General features: G+C 52.8%; 14 protein-coding genes and 2 tRNA genes. 15 read left to right on the top strand and 1 reads right to left on the bottom strand.

Annotation, left to right across the window (positions count from 1 at the left end; all coding sequences use genetic code 11):
• Positions 1 to 67: 67 nt before the first annotated feature.
• The gene (gene greA / locus JWF83_RS02175) at positions 68 to 544 is read left to right on the top strand and encodes a transcription elongation factor GreA (protein WP_413648307.1); all 477 of its coding nucleotides are present in this window, start codon (positions 68 to 70) and stop codon (positions 542 to 544) included.
• A gap of 236 nt (positions 545 to 780) precedes the next feature.
• On the opposite strand, the gene yhbY is transcribed toward greA, so the two are convergent.
• Positions 781 to 1074, bottom strand: a complete 294-nt coding sequence (gene yhbY, locus JWF83_RS02170) for a ribosome assembly RNA-binding protein YhbY (RefSeq protein ID WP_413648306.1) — start codon at positions 1072 to 1074, stop codon at positions 781 to 783.
• Between the two features lie 127 nt (positions 1075 to 1201).
• On the opposite strand from yhbY, the gene rlmE reads away from it, so the two are divergent.
• The 14 genes from rlmE (at position 1202) to pnp (ending at position 16242) form a co-directional block, all read left to right on the top strand.
• On the top strand, positions 1202 to 1831 hold the full coding sequence (rlmE, locus tag JWF83_RS02165; RefSeq protein WP_413648305.1) for a 23S rRNA (uridine(2552)-2'-O)-methyltransferase RlmE: 630 nt from the start codon (positions 1202 to 1204) through the stop codon (positions 1829 to 1831).
• 112 nt (positions 1832 to 1943) lie between these two features.
• Positions 1944 to 3878, top strand: coding sequence for an ATP-dependent zinc metalloprotease FtsH (gene ftsH / locus JWF83_RS02160; protein WP_413648303.1), 1935 nt, complete (start codon positions 1944 to 1946; stop codon positions 3876 to 3878).
• A gap of 153 nt (positions 3879 to 4031) precedes the next feature.
• Positions 4032 to 4865: a dihydropteroate synthase gene (folP, locus tag JWF83_RS02155; RefSeq protein ID WP_413648440.1), complete on the top strand. Its 834-nt coding sequence runs from the start codon at positions 4032 to 4034 to the stop codon at positions 4863 to 4865.
• 7 nt (positions 4866 to 4872) lie between these two features.
• The gene (gene glmM / locus JWF83_RS02150) at positions 4873 to 6207 is read left to right on the top strand and encodes a phosphoglucosamine mutase (RefSeq protein WP_413648302.1); all 1335 of its coding nucleotides are present in this window, start codon (positions 4873 to 4875) and stop codon (positions 6205 to 6207) included.
• Between the two features lie 264 nt (positions 6208 to 6471).
• The gene (secG, locus tag JWF83_RS02145) at positions 6472 to 6804 is read left to right on the top strand and encodes a preprotein translocase subunit SecG (RefSeq protein ID WP_413648301.1); all 333 of its coding nucleotides are present in this window, start codon (positions 6472 to 6474) and stop codon (positions 6802 to 6804) included.
• A 72-nt stretch (positions 6805 to 6876) separates the two neighbouring features.
• Positions 6877 to 6963: transfer RNA gene (locus JWF83_RS02140), tRNA-Leu, on the top strand.
• 59 nt (positions 6964 to 7022) lie between these two features.
• Positions 7023 to 7099 (top strand) — tRNA-Met (locus JWF83_RS02135).
• Positions 7100 to 7311: 212 nt separating this feature from the next.
• A complete protein-coding gene (gene rimP / locus JWF83_RS02130) occupies positions 7312 to 7764 on the top strand; it encodes a ribosome maturation factor RimP (protein WP_413648299.1) in 453 nt (150 codons plus the stop codon).
• A gap of 24 nt (positions 7765 to 7788) precedes the next feature.
• The gene (gene nusA / locus JWF83_RS02125; RefSeq protein WP_413648298.1) at positions 7789 to 9276 is read left to right on the top strand and encodes a transcription termination factor NusA; all 1488 of its coding nucleotides are present in this window, start codon (positions 7789 to 7791) and stop codon (positions 9274 to 9276) included.
• Positions 9277 to 9293: 17 nt separating this feature from the next.
• The gene (gene infB / locus JWF83_RS02120; RefSeq protein ID WP_413648297.1) at positions 9294 to 11969 is read left to right on the top strand and encodes a translation initiation factor IF-2; all 2676 of its coding nucleotides are present in this window, start codon (positions 9294 to 9296) and stop codon (positions 11967 to 11969) included.
• Between the two features lie 68 nt (positions 11970 to 12037).
• Positions 12038 to 12439 carry a 30S ribosome-binding factor RbfA gene (gene rbfA / locus JWF83_RS02115; protein ID WP_413648296.1) on the top strand — a complete coding sequence of 134 codons (402 nt, stop codon included), beginning with the start codon at positions 12038 to 12040 and terminating at the stop codon, positions 12437 to 12439.
• Between the two features lie 4 nt (positions 12440 to 12443).
• Complete coding sequence (gene truB / locus JWF83_RS02110) at positions 12444 to 13388, top strand: tRNA pseudouridine(55) synthase TruB (RefSeq protein WP_413648295.1); 945 nt, start codon at positions 12444 to 12446, stop codon at positions 13386 to 13388.
• Between the two features lie 138 nt (positions 13389 to 13526).
• The gene (rpsO, locus tag JWF83_RS02105) at positions 13527 to 13796 is read left to right on the top strand and encodes a 30S ribosomal protein S15 (RefSeq protein ID WP_413648294.1); all 270 of its coding nucleotides are present in this window, start codon (positions 13527 to 13529) and stop codon (positions 13794 to 13796) included.
• A gap of 316 nt (positions 13797 to 14112) precedes the next feature.
• Positions 14113 to 16242 carry a polyribonucleotide nucleotidyltransferase gene (pnp, locus tag JWF83_RS02100; protein ID WP_413648292.1) on the top strand — a complete coding sequence of 710 codons (2130 nt, stop codon included), beginning with the start codon at positions 14113 to 14115 and terminating at the stop codon, positions 16240 to 16242.
• Positions 16243 to 16348: the final 106 nt, after the last annotated feature.

Genomic DNA, 16348 nt, shown 5'->3' with positions numbered 1-16348 from the left:
CGCGGTATCTGCAGTCACCCCGTCAGGATGACGACACTTTGAACAGGACAGATTACGAGGTATTGAGATGAACCAAATTCCGATGACGTTAAGGGGCGCAGAGAAATTGCGCGAAGAGCTCGAGGAGCTGAAAACCGTTAAACGCCCCAGAATTATTGCCTCAATCGCTGAAGCACGTGAGCATGGTGATTTGAAAGAGAATGCTGAATACCATGCTGCGCGTGAAGAGCAGGGCTTCTGTGAAGGCCGCATTCAGGAAATTGAAGCTAAACTTTCTAATGCGCAGGTGATCGACGTCACTAAAATGAACGCCAATGGTCGCGTTATCTTTGGTTCCACGGTTAGCGTATTAAACGTGGACAGTGATGAAGAGTTTACTTACCGCATTGTGGGTGATGATGAGGCGGATTTTAAACAGAACCTCATTTCCGTTAATTCGCCGATGGCACGTGGCCTGATCGGTAAAGAAGTGGACGATGTGGTGGTGATTAAGACCCCTGGCGGTGATGTCGAGTACGAAATTCTGAATATTCAGTACATCTGACCGCGTGCAGGCAACGATCTCAGCCGCTGGCCGTCCCGGTTCAGTTTGTTCCGCCGGCCATGCCGCTGAACAAATTATCCGCATTTGTCGACTGATGAGGGTGATTTGGGGCGATCGATTGTAAAGATAGGAAAAAGGCCGCAGTGCGGCCTTTTATCTGATGCAGGAGCATGGCACTTTTGCCATTAATGAGCCTTGAGCACAGGTTTGAATCCTGAAGCGCGTCGTTCAGGCCATTAACGCGGTATGGAAATCTTGCGTTCCTTTGATGGGCGATACAGCACCAGCGTTTTGCCGATTACCTGCACGTTACATGCACCCGTCTCGCGTACAATAGCCTCAACAACGAGGTTTTTGGTTTCACGGTCTTCCGTCGCGACTTTCACCTTGATTAGCTCATGGTGTTCGAGTGCTTGTTCGATCTCGGCCAGCACACCTTCGGTCAGGCCATTGTTACCCAGCATAACGACGGGCTTTAACGGATGGGCCAGGCCTTTCAGGTGCTGTTTTTGTTTGGTACTCAGATTCATCGTATTTTTTACTTACATTGGGATTGAAAACGGTACATTCTACCGCCATCTCGAGTGTATCACCAAACAGCAGAACCGTTTTAGGCGGTTTATTTATCGCTTATGATGAAGAATAGTTGGAAATTGTATGACTGGTAAAAAGCGTTCGGCCAGTTCCAGCCGCTGGCTGCAGGAACACTTTAGCGATAAATATGTGCTTCAGGCGCAGAAAAAAGGGTTGCGCTCGCGTGCCTGGTTTAAACTTGATGAAATACAGCAGAGTGACAAGCTGTTTAAACCGGGAATGACCGTCGTCGATCTTGGCGCGGCACCGGGTGGTTGGTCGCAATATGTGGTAACGCAGATTGGGACAAAAGGTCGTATTATCGCTTGTGATATTTTACCGATGGATCCTATCGTCGGTGTCGATTTCCTTCAGGGCGATTTTCGTGAAGAATTAGTGCTTAAGGCGCTGCTGGAACGCGTTGGTGAAGAAAAAGTTCAGGTTGTGATGTCAGATATGGCGCCCAACATGAGCGGTACACCTGCCGTTGATATTCCCCGGTCGATGTATTTAGTTGAACTGGCGCTGGAGATGTGTCGTGATGTTCTGGCACCTGGCGGCAGTTTTTTAGTGAAAGTATTTCAGGGAGATGGCTTTGATGAATACCTCCGGGAAATTCGCTCCCTGTTTACGAAAGTAAAAATTCGTAAGCCGGACGCTTCGCGCCTACGATCGCGTGAAGTGTACATTGTAGCGACAGGGCGCAAACTATAGCCAGAATAATTGGAATCGTGATAACAAACTACGATTCCAGGTTTGAAGGATATATAGTACCCTACGCTGTCTGTTAACACAGTTGTAATATGAGGTTAATCCCTTGAGTGACATGGCGAAAAACCTGATTCTCTGGTTGGTCATCGCAGTCGTGCTGATGTCTGTATTCCAGAGCTTTGGGCCCAGCGAGTCGAATGGCCGTAGGGTTGATTACTCAACCTTCCTGTCGGAAGTGAACCAGGATCAGGTCCGCGAGGCACGTATTAACGGGCGTGAAATCAACGTAACCAAAAAAGACAGTAATCGATACACGACCTACATCCCTGTCAACGATCCCAAGTTGCTCGATAACCTGTTGACCAAAAATGTAAAAGTTGTCGGTGAGCCGCCAGAAGAACCAAGCCTGCTGGCTTCGATCTTTATTTCATGGTTCCCGATGCTGTTGTTGATCGGTGTCTGGATCTTCTTTATGCGCCAGATGCAAGGCGGCGGCGGTAAGGGCGCGATGTCCTTCGGCAAAAGCAAAGCCCGCATGCTGACTGAAGATCAGATCAAAACCACCTTTGCCGACGTCGCAGGTTGTGACGAAGCGAAAGAGGAAGTCGCCGAGCTGGTGGAATACCTGCGCGAGCCGAGTCGCTTCCAGAAACTGGGTGGTAAAATTCCCAAAGGCGTGCTGATGGTGGGGCCGCCGGGTACCGGTAAAACTCTGCTGGCGAAAGCCATTGCCGGCGAAGCGAAAGTCCCATTCTTCACTATTTCCGGTTCTGACTTCGTGGAAATGTTCGTCGGTGTGGGTGCATCCCGCGTCCGTGATATGTTCGAACAAGCGAAGAAAGCCGCGCCTTGTATCATCTTTATCGATGAAATCGACGCCGTGGGCCGTCAACGTGGCGCCGGGTTAGGCGGTGGTCACGACGAACGTGAACAGACGCTGAACCAGATGCTGGTGGAGATGGATGGCTTCGAAGGTAATGAAGGCATTATCGTTATCGCCGCAACTAACCGTCCTGACGTGCTTGACCCGGCGTTACTGCGTCCGGGCCGTTTCGACCGTCAGGTGGTGGTAGGGTTACCGGATGTTCGTGGTCGTGAACAGATTCTGAAAGTCCATATGCGTCGTGTGCCACTGGCGACCGATGTTGATGCGTCAGTGATTGCGCGTGGTACCCCCGGCTTCTCCGGCGCCGATTTGGCTAACCTGGTCAACGAAGCGGCATTGTTTGCCGCGCGCGGCAATCGCCGTGTGGTATCGATGGTTGAGTTTGAAAAAGCCAAAGATAAAATCATGATGGGTGCGGAACGTCGCTCCATGGTGATGACGGAATCGCAGAAAGAGTCGACGGCGTATCATGAAGCAGGCCACGCGATTATTGGTCGTCTGGTGCCGGAACATGATCCGGTGCACAAAGTGACGATTATTCCGCGCGGACGGGCACTGGGTGTGACTTTCTTCCTGCCGGAAGGCGACGCGATTAGCGCCAGCCGGCAGAAACTGGAAAGTCAGATCTCCACATTGTACGGTGGCCGTCTGGCTGAAGAGATTATCTACGGCGTGGAACATGTTTCTACCGGGGCTTCTAACGACATTAAAGTCGCTACCAGCATCGCACGTAACATGGTTACACAGTGGGGCTTCTCGGAAAAATTGGGTCCGTTGCTGTATGCTGAAGAAGAGGGCGAAGTATTCCTTGGTCGTTCGGTAGCAAAAGCCAAGCATATGTCTGATGAGACTGCGCGCATTATCGACCAGGAAGTAAAATCTCTGGTTGAGCAGAACTATCAGCGCGCCCGTCGCCTTCTGAATGAAAATATGGACATTCTTCACGCGATGAAAGACGCGCTGATGAAGTATGAAACCATTGATGCGCCACAGATTGACGATTTGATGGCTCGTCGTGAGGTGCGTCCGCCAGCAGGCTGGGAAGAGGCAACGAACACCAACAATTCAGACAGTAACGGTACGCCGAAAGCGCCGCGTCCGGTCGATGAACCTCGTACGCCAAACCCAGGCAACACCATGTCTGAGCAGTTAGGCGACAAATAATTCGGATTTGTTGAATTGACTGACCTACCTGCAAAACCCCGGCGCTGACCGGGGTTTTTCTTTTTTTATCCAGGCGACATTAATGCCGGAAACCTTGTAGGGGAGTCACTTATGGCTCCCTCAGCTGCCAAAGATTGCCAGAGGAAAAGCAAAATGAAGCTACACGCCAGAAACTCGGTTTTGGATCTCTCATATCCGCAAGTGATGGGCATTTTGAATGTCACCCCAGACTCCTTTTCCGATGGTGGTCAACATAATTCACTGATTCAGGCGCTGACCCATGCCAATGAAATGATCAATGCCGGCGCCACCATCATTGATGTCGGCGGCGAGTCGACCCGGCCAGGGGCGGCGGAAGTGAGCGTGGAAGAGGAGCTGGAGCGGGTGATTCCGGTAGTCGAAGCTATCGCTCAGCGTTTTGAAGTGTGGATCTCGGTGGATACCTCCAAAGCGGAGGTGATCCGTGAGTCCGCGCGCGTGGGTGCTCATATCATTAATGATATTCGCTCGCTGCAGGAGCCTGGCGCGCTGGAGGCGGCGGCGCAAACCGGTCTGCCGGTTTGTCTGATGCATATGCAGGGCGATCCGCAGTCGATGCAGCAGGCGCCGCACTATGACAACCTGCTGGCGGAAGTGGATGCGTTTTTTGTGCAGCAGATCGCACGTTGCACCGCGGCAGGGATTAAAAAACAGCAGTTGCTGCTCGACCCGGGCTTTGGTTTCGGTAAGAATCTCTCTCACAATTATCAGCTGCTGGCACACCTGGCCGATCTGCATCACTTCGGTCTGCCGCTTTTAGTCGGTATGTCCCGTAAATCAATGGTAGGACAGCTACTGAATGTCGGGCCGACGCAGCGGTTAACCGGCAGTATTGCCTGTGCGGTGATTGCCGCGATGCAGGGCGCGCAAATTGTGCGCGTACATGATGTTAAAGAAACCGTCGAAGCGATGCGGGTTGTCGAAGCGACACGATCAGCGAAGGAATAGTAACGCTATGAGTAATCGTAAGTATTTTGGTACCGATGGGATCCGCGGCAAAGTGGGTGAGACACCGATTACCCCTGATTTTGTGCTGAAACTTGGCTGGGCGGCTGGCAAGGTGCTGGCGAGCCATGGCTCGAAGAAAATTATCATCGGTAAAGATACGCGCATTTCTGGTTACATGCTGGAGTCGGCGCTGGAAGCTGGCCTGGCCGCTGCGGGACTTTCCGCTGCCTTTACCGGGCCGATGCCGACCCCGGCGGTAGCTTATCTGACGCGTACCTTTCGCGCTGAAGCCGGGATTGTGATCTCCGCATCGCACAACCCTTTCGACGACAATGGCATTAAGTTCTTTTCGATTGATGGCACCAAATTGCCTGATGAAGTGGAAGAGGCGATTGAAGCCGAGATGGAAAAGCCTATCACCTGCGTTGACTCCGCAGAGCTGGGGCGCGCCAGCCGCATTGTGGATGCTGCCGGCCGTTATATTGAATTCTGTAAAGGGACCTTTCCCAGCGAGCTAAGCCTCAACGGACTGAAAATTGTGGTGGACTGTGCCAATGGCGCAACGTATCACATTGCCCCCAACGTGCTGCGTGAGCTGGGTGCGACGGTGATTGCGGTTGGCTGTCAGCCGGACGGCATGAATATTAATAAAGAGTGCGGCGCTACCGATGTACGCATGCTGCAGGCGCGGGTGCTGGCGGAGCAGGCCGATATCGGTCTGGCCTACGACGGTGACGGCGATCGCATTATGATGGTTGACCATCTTGGCAATAAAGTCGATGGCGATCAGATCCTGTATATTATTGCCCGGGAAGGTCTGCGCCAGGGTCAGCTGCGCGGTGGCGTGGTGGGTACGCTGATGAGCAATATCGGCCTTGAGCTGGCGCTGAAGCAGTTGGGTATTCCGTTTGTCCGCGCGAAAGTGGGTGACCGCTATGTGCTGGAGAAGCTGCAGGAAAAAGGCTGGCGCATCGGTGCGGAAAACTCCGGCCATGTGATCCTGCTGGACAAAACCACCACTGGCGACGGTATTGTCGCCGGTTTGCAGGTGCTTACCGCGATGGTTCGTAACCATATGACCCTGCACGACCTGTGCAGTGGTATGAAGTTGCTGCCCCAGATTCTGGTTAACGTCCGTTTCAGCGGTGACAACGATCCGCTGGAAGATGCCACGGTAAAAGAGATCACTGCCGGTGTAGAGCAAGAATTACGCGGGCGTGGTCGGGTGTTATTACGTAAGTCCGGCACCGAACCGCTGATCCGCGTGATGGTGGAAGGCGAAGATGAAGCGCAGGTTACCGCGCTGGCGCATCGCATTGCGGATGCGGTAAAGGCGGTTTAATTTGGCGGGCGGCAGACCTGAATGCCGCCTCTGTAACCGGTTAGTGGTTACTCCGCTGGGGAAGCTGTTTACCGATATTTGGTTGTTTAATCGCGCTTTTGCCGTTTTTTTCCGCAATCAGTTGCGGGCATTGAAATTGCGCTTGCGTGTACAGGGTCCTTTGGTTAGTATTCACACCCGCTTCTGGTGGGTAATGACGACAACATCCATTTGACTGGTTTGAAGCTTTTAATGTGCGGTAACCGCGCAAGGAACAGGTTGATTATGTACGAAGCTCTTCTGGTAATTTTCCTTATTGTGTCAATCGGCCTGGTAGGTCTGATCATGCTGCAACAAGGTAAAGGCGCTGATATGGGAGCCTCCTTCGGTGCAGGCGCTTCCGGCACACTGTTTGGTTCAAGCGGTTCAGGCAACTTTATGACCCGTATGACTGCAGTGCTGGCAACCCTGTTCTTCATTATCAGCCTGGTTCTGGGTAACCTGAACAGCAACAAAACAGTAAAAGGCAGCGAGTGGGAAAATCTCACGCAGCCAGCCCAGTCTGAACAGACTGCGCCAGCGAAACCGGCAACGCCGAATAGCGACATCCCGCGTTAAGCAGTCAGGTCGTTAATATTTCGATGCGACAGAAATAAAACAGTCGCCGTCTTAAAAAGTCGTTAAAATAGTGCCGAGGTGGTGGAATTGGTAGACACGCTACCTTGAGGTGGTAGTGCCCGATTGGGCTTACGGGTTCAAGTCCCGTCCTCGGTACCAAATCTCAGTATTACTTGCATTTAATGCATGTTCGGCGTAATATTCGCCACGTTTTCGGACGCGGGGTGGAGCAGCCTGGTAGCTCGTCGGGCTCATAACCCGAAGGTCGTCGGTTCAAATCCGGCCCCCGCAACCACTTTCCCTTAGAGTTCTTTTTCAAATATACTGTATGCATCTTAGGGCGCATTTCAGTGAGTTTTGAAAAAAATTCTTTTGGATTGTGTGCCGAGCCGCACTTGCGGCGTACAGGGTCCAGTCGCATTAAGCCCCGAATTTTCGGGGTTTTTTGTTATCAGGCTATCGTAACACTGGGCTATTAAGCCCTTTTTTTATGTCTTGGGGGTGGCCTTGTCCACATTAGAGCAAAAATTAACAGAGCTGATTTCGGCACCGGTAGAAGCGCTTGGCTACGAACTGGTAGGCATTGAGTTTGTGCGTGGTCGCACTTCCACGCTGCGCATCTATATTGATAGTGAAAACGGTATCAATGTTGATGATTGTGCTGATGTTAGCCATCAGGTGAGCGCAGTAATGGATGTCGAAGATCCCATCACCGTGGCCTATAACCTTGAAGTTTCCTCACCGGGCCTTGAACGCCCCCTGTTTACCGCAGCACACTACACGCAATTCATTGGCGAAGACGTCAGTCTGGTATTGCGTATGGCCGTACAAAACCGCCGCAAATGGCAGGGCATCATTAAATCTGTTGAAGGTGAAATGATCACTGTTACCGTTGAGGGTAGCGATGAAGTGTTCGCTCTGAGTAATATTCAGAAAGCGAACCTGGTCCCCCACTTTTAAACGTCCGGATTGAGGCTAACCAGGATGAACAAAGAAATCTTAGCTGTTGTAGAGGCAGTTTCTAACGAAAAATCCCTCCCGCGCGAGAAGATTTTCGAAGCGCTGGAGAGCGCGCTTGCCACTGCGACCAAGAAAAAATACGAACAAGAGATCGATGTTCGCGTTAGCATCGATCGTAAAAGCGGCGACTTTGATACCTTCCGCCGCTGGGTGATTGTGGACGAAGTGACACAACCAACCCGTGAAATCACGCTGGAAGCAGCGCGCTATGAAGATGAATCCTTTAATCTCGGCGGTTATGTTGAAGATCAGATTGAATCTGTCACCTTTGACCGCATCACCACCCAGACCGCGAAGCAAGTTATCGTACAGAAAGTACGCGAAGCTGAGCGCGCGATGGTGGTTGATCAGTTCCGTGAGCATGAAGGCGAAATCATCACTGGCGTGGTGAAAAAAGTGAACCGCGACAACATCACCTTAGATCTCGGCAGCAATGCGGAAGCCGTCATCGTGCGTGAAGATATGTTGCCACGTGAAAACTTCCGCCCAGGTGACCGTATTCGCGGCGTGCTGTACGCTGTGCGTCCGGAAGCTCGCGGGGCGCAGCTGTTTGTCAGCCGCGCTAAACCGGAAATGCTGATTGAACTGTTCCGCATTGAAGTACCGGAAATCGGCGAAGAGCTGATTGAAATTAAAGCGGCCGCCCGCGATCCTGGCTCTCGTGCCAAGATTGCAGTGAAAACCAACGACAAGCGTATCGACCCGGTTGGTGCTTGCGTCGGTATGCGCGGTGCGCGAGTTCAGGCGGTATCCAGCGAATTAGGCGGTGAGCGTATTGATATTGTGCTGTGGGACGATAACCCGGCGCAGTTCGTGATCAATGCGATGGCCCCTGCTGATGTCGCTTCTATCGTGGTGGATGAAGATAATCACACCATGGATATCGCTGTTGAAGCCGGAAACCTGGCTCAGGCGATCGGCCGTAACGGCCAAAACGTGCGTCTGGCATCTCAGCTAAGTGGCTGGGAACTAAACGTGATGACGGTCGACGACCTGCAGGCCAAGCACCAGGCTGAAGCACATGCAGCCATTGACGTCTTTACCAGACATCTCGACATCGACGAAGAATTTGCCACGGTTCTGGTTGAAGAAGGCTTCTCCTCGCTGGAAGAGCTGGCCTATGTGCCGATCAACGAACTGCTGCAAATCGACGGCCTTGATGAAGATATGGTAGAAGCGCTGCGCGACCGTGCGAAAAATGCGTTGACCACTCTGGCACTGGCAAAAGAAGAGAGCCTTGGCGATACCAAACCTGCAGATGACTTACTGAATCTGGAAGGCCTGGAGCGCACCATGGCATTCAAACTGGCGGCAAAAGGTGTTTGCACGCTGGAAGATCTTGCTGAGCAGGGTGTTGACGATCTGTCAGATATTGAAGGCCTCAGCGATGAGCGGGCCGGTGAGCTGATTATGGCTGCGCGCAATATCTGCTGGTTCGGTGACGACGCGTAATAACAGGAAGGAACAGCATGACAGATGTAACCGTAAAATCGCTGGCCGCAGAGATTCAGACTTCGGTGGAACGCCTGGTACAGCAATTTGCTGACGCAGGGATCCGCAAGTCTGAAACTGACTCTGTGACCCAGCAAGAAAAGCAAACCTTACTGACGCACCTGAATCGTGAGCACGGCAGCGTGTCAAGTAAGCTGACTTTACAGCGCAAGACGCGCAGCACCTTGAATATTCCTGGCACCGGGGGTAAAAGTAAATCGGTGCAAATCGAAGTCCGCAAAAAGCGCACCTATGTGAAAGGCGAAACTGACGCTGAACAAGCGGAAGCAGAAGCGCAGGCGCAGCGTGAAGCGGAAGAACAGGCTCGTCGTGAAGCGGAAGAAAAAGCTAAACGTGAAGCAGCAGATAAAGCAAAACGTGAAGCCGAAGAACAAGCCAAACGTGAGGCCGCCGACAAAGCAAGGCGCGAAGCAGCGGAAAAAGATAAAGTGAGCAATCAACATACCGACGAAGTTACCCGGGCCAATCAGTCAGATAAAGCCCGTCGCGAAGCCGAAGCTGCAGAGCTGAAGCGCAAAGCCGAAGAAGAAGCGCGCCGCAAGATTGAAGAAGAAGCTAAGCGCGTAGCTGAAGAGGCCCGTAAAATGGCAGAAGAGAAAGGCAGTAGCTGGACCGAAGTGTCCGACGAACCTGAAGATACTTCTGATTACCACGTCACTACTTCTCAGCATGCACGTCAGGCTGAAGACGAGAACGATCGTAAAGTAGAAGGCGAGCGTCGCAGCCGTCCGGTGAAAGCGGCACGTCAGAAAAAAGGCAACAAGCATTCAGAATCAAAAGCCGATCGCGAGGAAGCGCGCGCTGCGGTTCGTGGTGGTAAAGGCAAGCGTAAACCAAGCACCCTGCAGCAGGGCTTTAACAAGCCAGCGCAGGCGGTTAACCGTGATGTGATTATCGGTGAAACCGTGACCGTTGCCGAACTGGCCAATAAGATGGCGGTGAAAGGCTCCCAGGTCATCAAAGCGATGATGAAAATGGGCGCAATGGCAACGATCAACCAGGTCATCGACCAGGAAACTGCCCAGATGGTAGCGGAAGAGATGGGTCACAAAGTGACGCTGCGCCGCGAAAACGAGCTGGAAGAAGCGGTAATGAGCGATCGTGACACTGATGCTGCATTAGAATCACGCGCGCCAGTCGTTACCATCATGGGTCACGTTGACCATGGTAAAACCTCGCTGCTGGACTATATTCGCTCCACTAAAATCGCCTCTGGCGAAGCGGGCGGCATTACTCAGCACATCGGCGCCTACCACGTAGAAACCGATAACGGCATGGTGACCTTCCTCGATACCCCAGGCCACGCCGCGTTTACCGCGATGCGTGCCCGTGGTGCTCAGGCTACCGATATCGTTATCCTGGTGGTTGCAGCGGACGACGGCGTGATGCCACAGACCATCGAAGCCATTCAGCACGCGAAAGCGGCGAAAGTGCCAGTTGTGGTTGCGGTAAACAAAGTTGATAAACCAGAAGCCGATCCGGATCGGGTTAAAAACGAACTGACCCAGTACGGTATCATTCCGGAAGAGTGGGGCGGCGAGAACATGTTCGTTAACGTCTCCGCGAAAGCCGGTACCGGTATTGATGACCTGCTGAATGCTATCCTGCTGCAGGCTGAAGTTCTCGAACTGAGCGCAGTACGCCAGGGTATGGCAAGCGGCGTGGTCATCGAGTCCTTCCTTGATAAAGGTCGTGGCCCGGTCGCTACCGTTCTGGTTCGTGAAGGTACGCTGAACAAAGGCGACATCGTGCTGTGCGGCTTCGAGTATGGCCGTGTGCGTGCGATGCGTGACGAATTAGGTCGCGAAGTGCTGGAAGCGGGTCCGTCGATCCCGGTGGAAATCCTTGGTCTGTCCGGCGTGCCGGCAGCGGGTGATGAAGCCACTGTGGTTCGTGACGAGAAAAAAGCGCGTGAAGTTGCGCTGTATCGTCAGGGCAAATTCCGCGAAGTTAAACTGGCTCGTCAGCAGAAATCTAAGCTGGAAAACATGTTCGCCAATATGACCGAAGGCGAAGTGTCCGAACTGAACATCGTGCTGAAAGCCGACGTACAGGGTTCTGTCGAAGCGATTTGCGATTCACTGCAGAAACTCTCCACCGACGAAGTGAAGGTGAAGATTGTTGGCTCTGGTGTAGGTGGGATCACCGAAACCGACGCCACGCTGGCTGCAGCGTCTAACGCTATTCTGCTGGGCTTCAACGTCCGTGCCGATGCCTCTGCGCGCCGCGTAATTGATTCAGAAAGCCTGGATCTGCGTTACTACTCCGTCATCTATAATCTGATTGACGAAGTTAAGCAGGCGATGAGCGGTATGCTGGCTCCTGAGTACAAGCAGCAGATTCTCGGTCTGGCTGAAGTGCGTGACGTGTTCAAATCACCGAAATTCGGCGCCATCGCTGGTTGTATGGTGACTGAAGGTAACGTGAAACGTCACAACCCAATCCGTGTCCTGCGCGACAACGTGGTTATCTATGAAGGTGAGCTGGAATCTCTGCGCCGCTTCAAAGATGACGTCAACGAAGTGCGTAACGGTATGGAATGTGGTATCGGCGTGAAGAACTATAACGATGTGCGTCCTGGCGATATGATCGAAGTATTCGAAATTATCGAAATCCAGCGTACCATCGACTGATAGTCCTGACTGACGAGACTATTTTTGGGAGGCCGTTGTGCCTCCCGAATTATTTAGGAGTTAATATAATGGCGAAAGAATTTGGTCGCCCACAGCGTGTCTCTCAGGAGTTACAGAAAGAGATCGCGATTATTCTACAACGTGAGATTAAAGATCCGCGTCTGGGCATGATGGTTACCGTGTCCGGCGTGGATGTTTCGCGCGACCTGGCCTATGCCAAAGTGTTTGTCACCTTCCTGAATGACAAAGACGAAGCGGCGATTAAAGCTGGCCTGCGTGCGCTGGGCGATGCTTCTGGCTATATTCGCACCCTGCTGGGTAAAGCGATGCGTCTGCGTATCGTGCCTGAGCTGACCTTCTTCTACGATAACTCGTTAGTTGAAGGTATGCGTATGTCTAACCTTGTCACTAACGTTGTAAGAAATGACGTCGATCGTCGTTCTGCCACGGAAGAAGACAAGGAGGAATAGACTTATGAGTCGTCCTCGTCGTCGCGGTCGCGATATTCACGGCGTATTACTGCTCGATAAGCCGCAGGGCCTGTCATCAAATGATGCACTGCAGAAAGTAAAGCGTTTGTATAACGCCAACCGGGCAGGGCATACCGGCGCACTGGATCCACTGGCGACCGGCATGTTGCCGATTTGCCTCGGTGAAGCCACCAAGTTTTCGCAATATCTGCTGGATTCCGATAAGCGCTATCGCGTCATTGCCCGCCTGGGCCAGCGCACCGATACCTCCGACGCCGATGGCGCGGTGATCAGTGAACGTCCGCTGGATTTTACCCGGCAGATGCTGGATGAAGCGCTGGAGAGTTTCCGTGGCGAAACCCAGCAGGTACCGTCAATGTACTCGGCGCTGAAGCATCAGGGACGCCCGTTGTATGAATATGCGCGTCAGGGCATTGAAGTACCGCGTGCCGCGCGTAGCATTGTGGTGTATGAGCTGCAGTTTATTCGCCAGCAGGGTGACGAGCTTGAGCTGGAAATCCACTGCTCGAAAGGCACCTATATTCGTACCATTATCGATGATCTCGGTGAAAAGCTAGGCTGTGGCGCGCATGTGATTATGCTGCGTCGTCTGCAGGTGGCGACCTACCCGCTGAGTAAGATGGTGACGCTTGAGCAGCTGAACAGCCTGCTTGAGCAGGCGAATGCCGAAGGCTGCGCACCGGCGGATAAGCTTGATCCGTTGCTGATGCCGATGGATAGCCCGGCGGCAGCGTTCCCTGAAGTGAACTTACTTACCGTGGTTGCCGCTTACTTTAAGCAGGGACAGCCGGTACAGGCTTCCGGCGTGCCGGCCGCAGGCTTAGTGCGGGTGACCGAAGGTGATGCGCGTAAGTTTATTGGCATGGCGGAAATTGATGACGATGGTCGCGTTGCGCCGCGTCGTCTGGTCGTAGAATATTCTGATTGAGTCATTTGCCATCGCAGATAGCTAAGAGTAGAATAGCGCGGCTTTATACCCCAGGTACTGGTTACCGCGGGTATAACATTGGGTCGCTGAATTAGAGATCGGCACCTGTACATTTATCTTAAAATCCGGAGTTGTATTATGTCTCTAAATGTTGAAACTAAAGCACAAATCGTTGCTGATTTCGGTCGCGGCGCTAACGACAGTGGTTCTACTGAAGTTCAGGTTGCTCTGCTGACCGCACAGATTAACCATCTGCAGGGTCACTTCTCTGAGCACAAAAAAGACCACCACAGCCGTCGCGGTCTGCTGCGTATGGTTTCCCAGCGTCGTAAGCTGCTGGATTACCTGAAGCGTAAAGACGTTGCACGTTACACCAGCCTGATCGAACGTCTGGGTCTGCGTCGCTAAGTCTGAGAATCTGTTCTGAAACGTCCGTCGGCGTTAAACTGACGAAAGCACGGCTTGATGAACAGATTCGTGCGAGTTTCGCTAAAAGGGGGCCTTTATGGCCCCTTTTTTCAGGCAATCGGCAGCATTCTGGACCAAACTAATGTATTGTTGCTGAGTGTGATCTTCAGTTGCAGAGGTTCGCGCGGCTAATGAGAGGCTTTTATCCAACGGGGCGTGGATTGAAGGTTGTCATTAGTCGCGAGGATGCAAATGAGGATTGAAAATCCACGGCAGAGCACGATGAAAGTGCCTGCTTAGAGTAAAGGACATTATTTTGCTGAACCCGATCGTACGTAAATTCCAATATGGTCAGCATACCGTTACCCTTGAAACCGGTATGATGGCGCGCCAGGCAACGGCTGCCGTAATGGTAAGCATGGACGACACCGCCGTGTTCGTCACCGTTGTTGGTCAGAAAAAAACCAAACCAGGTCAGGATTTCTTCCCGCTGACGGTTAACTATCAGGAGCGTACTTACGCTGCTGGTCGTATCCCGGGTAGCTTCTTCCGTCGTGAAGGCCGTCCAAGCGAAGGCGAAACCCTGATTGCGCGTCTGATTGACCGCCCGGTTCGTCCGTTGTTCCCTGAAGGCTTCATCAATGAAGTTCAGGTTATTGCCACCGTAGTTTCCGTTAACCCGCAGGTTAACCCGGATATCGTGGCAATGATCGGCGCTTCTGCGGCACTGAGCCTGTCTGGCCTGCCGTTTAATGGCCCAATCGGCGCCGCGCGCGTCGGTTATATTAACGACCAGTACGTACTGAACCCAACCAGTGACGAAATCAAACAGAGCAAACTGGATCTGGTGGTTGCCGGTACCCATGGCGCAGTACTGATGGTTGAATCTGAAGCTGACGTTCTGAGCGAAGATCAGATGCTGGGCGCAGTGGTGTTCGGCCACGAGCAGCAGCAGGTGGTGATCGAGAACATCAACTCACTGGTTGCTGAAGCAGGCAAACCACGCTGGGACTGGCAGCCAGAAGCGGTTAACGAGGCGCTGAACGCCCGTATCGCGGCACTGGCTGAATCCCGTCTGAGCGATGCTTACCGCATCACTGATAAGCAAGAACGCTACGAAAAAGTCGGCGAGATCAAATCTGAAACCACAGCTGCGCTGCTGGCGGAAGACGACACGCTGGACGATGGCGAAATCAGCGACATCCTGCATGCCATCGAGAAAAATGTGGTGCGTAGCCGTGTTCTGAACGGTGAGCCGCGTATTGATGGTCGCGAAAAAGACATGATCCGTGGCCTGGATGTGCGTACTGGCGTGCTGCCACGTACGCATGGTTCCGCACTGTTCACCCGTGGCGAGACTCAGGCGCTGGTTACCGCAACGCTGGGCACCGCCCGTGATGCGCAGAACCTGGATGAGCTGATGGGTGAACGTACCGACAGCTTCCTGTTCCACTATAACTTCCCTCCGTACTCCGTCGGCGAGACCGGTATGGTCGGTTCACCGAAACGTCGTGAAATTGGTCACGGTCGTCTGGCGAAACGCGGCGTGCTGGCGATGATGCCAAAACCAGAAGATTTCCCGTACACCGTACGCGTGGTGTCTGAAATCACCGAATCTAACGGTTCTTCATCAATGGCTTCGGTCTGTGGCGCTTCTCTGGCGCTGATGGACGCAGGCGTGCCAATCAAAGCCGCTGTCGCCGGTATTGCGATGGGTCTGGTGAAAGAAGGCGAGAAATTCGTTGTTCTGTCTGACATCCTCGGTGATGAAGATCACCTCGGCGATATGGACTTTAAAGTTGCCGGTAGCCGTGAAGGTATCACCGCGCTGCAGATGGATATCAAAATTGAAGGCATCACCCGCGAAATCATGCAGGTTGCGCTGAATCAGGCCAAAGGTGCGCGTCTGCACATTCTCGGCGTGATGGAGCAGGCTATCAGCATTCCGCGTGGCGATATCTCTCAGTTTGCTCCACGTATTCACACCATCAAGATCAGCCCGGACAAGATCAAAGATGTGATCGGTAAAGGCGGCTCGGTAATCCGTGCGCTGACCGAAGAAACCGGCACCACCATCGAAATTGAAGATGATGGCACCGTGAAGATCGCAGCTACCGACGGTGAAAAAGCGAAATTTGCTATCCGTCGTATCGAAGAGATTACTGCTGAGATCGAAGTTGGCCGTATCTACAACGGTAAAGTGACCCGTATCGTCGACTTTGGCGCCTTTGTGGCCATCGGTGGCGGTAAAGAAGGTCTGGTACATATTTCTCAGATCGCTGATAAGCGCGTTGAGAAAGTGACCGATTACCTGCAGATGGGTCAGGAAGTTCCGGTTAAAGTACTGGAAGTAGATCGTCAGGGTCGCGTGCGTCTGAGCATCAAAGAAGCGACAGAGCAGCAGCCTGAAGAAGTAGCCACAGTTAACCCTGAAGCTGCTGAGTAACGATCGACCACTGAGCTCTCCATGTTGACATGGAGGGCTGTTTCATCGCGAGGTCGGGACACCTTGTGCACGACAGGCGGATGACAGGATGTTCATCCCAATGTTT

This window comes from Pantoea sp. B65 (assembly GCF_047308185.1).
In the GTDB taxonomy this organism is placed as follows: Bacteria; Pseudomonadota; Gammaproteobacteria; order Enterobacterales; family Enterobacteriaceae; genus Erwinia.
This window is presented reverse-complemented; position numbering and strand designations above follow the sequence as displayed.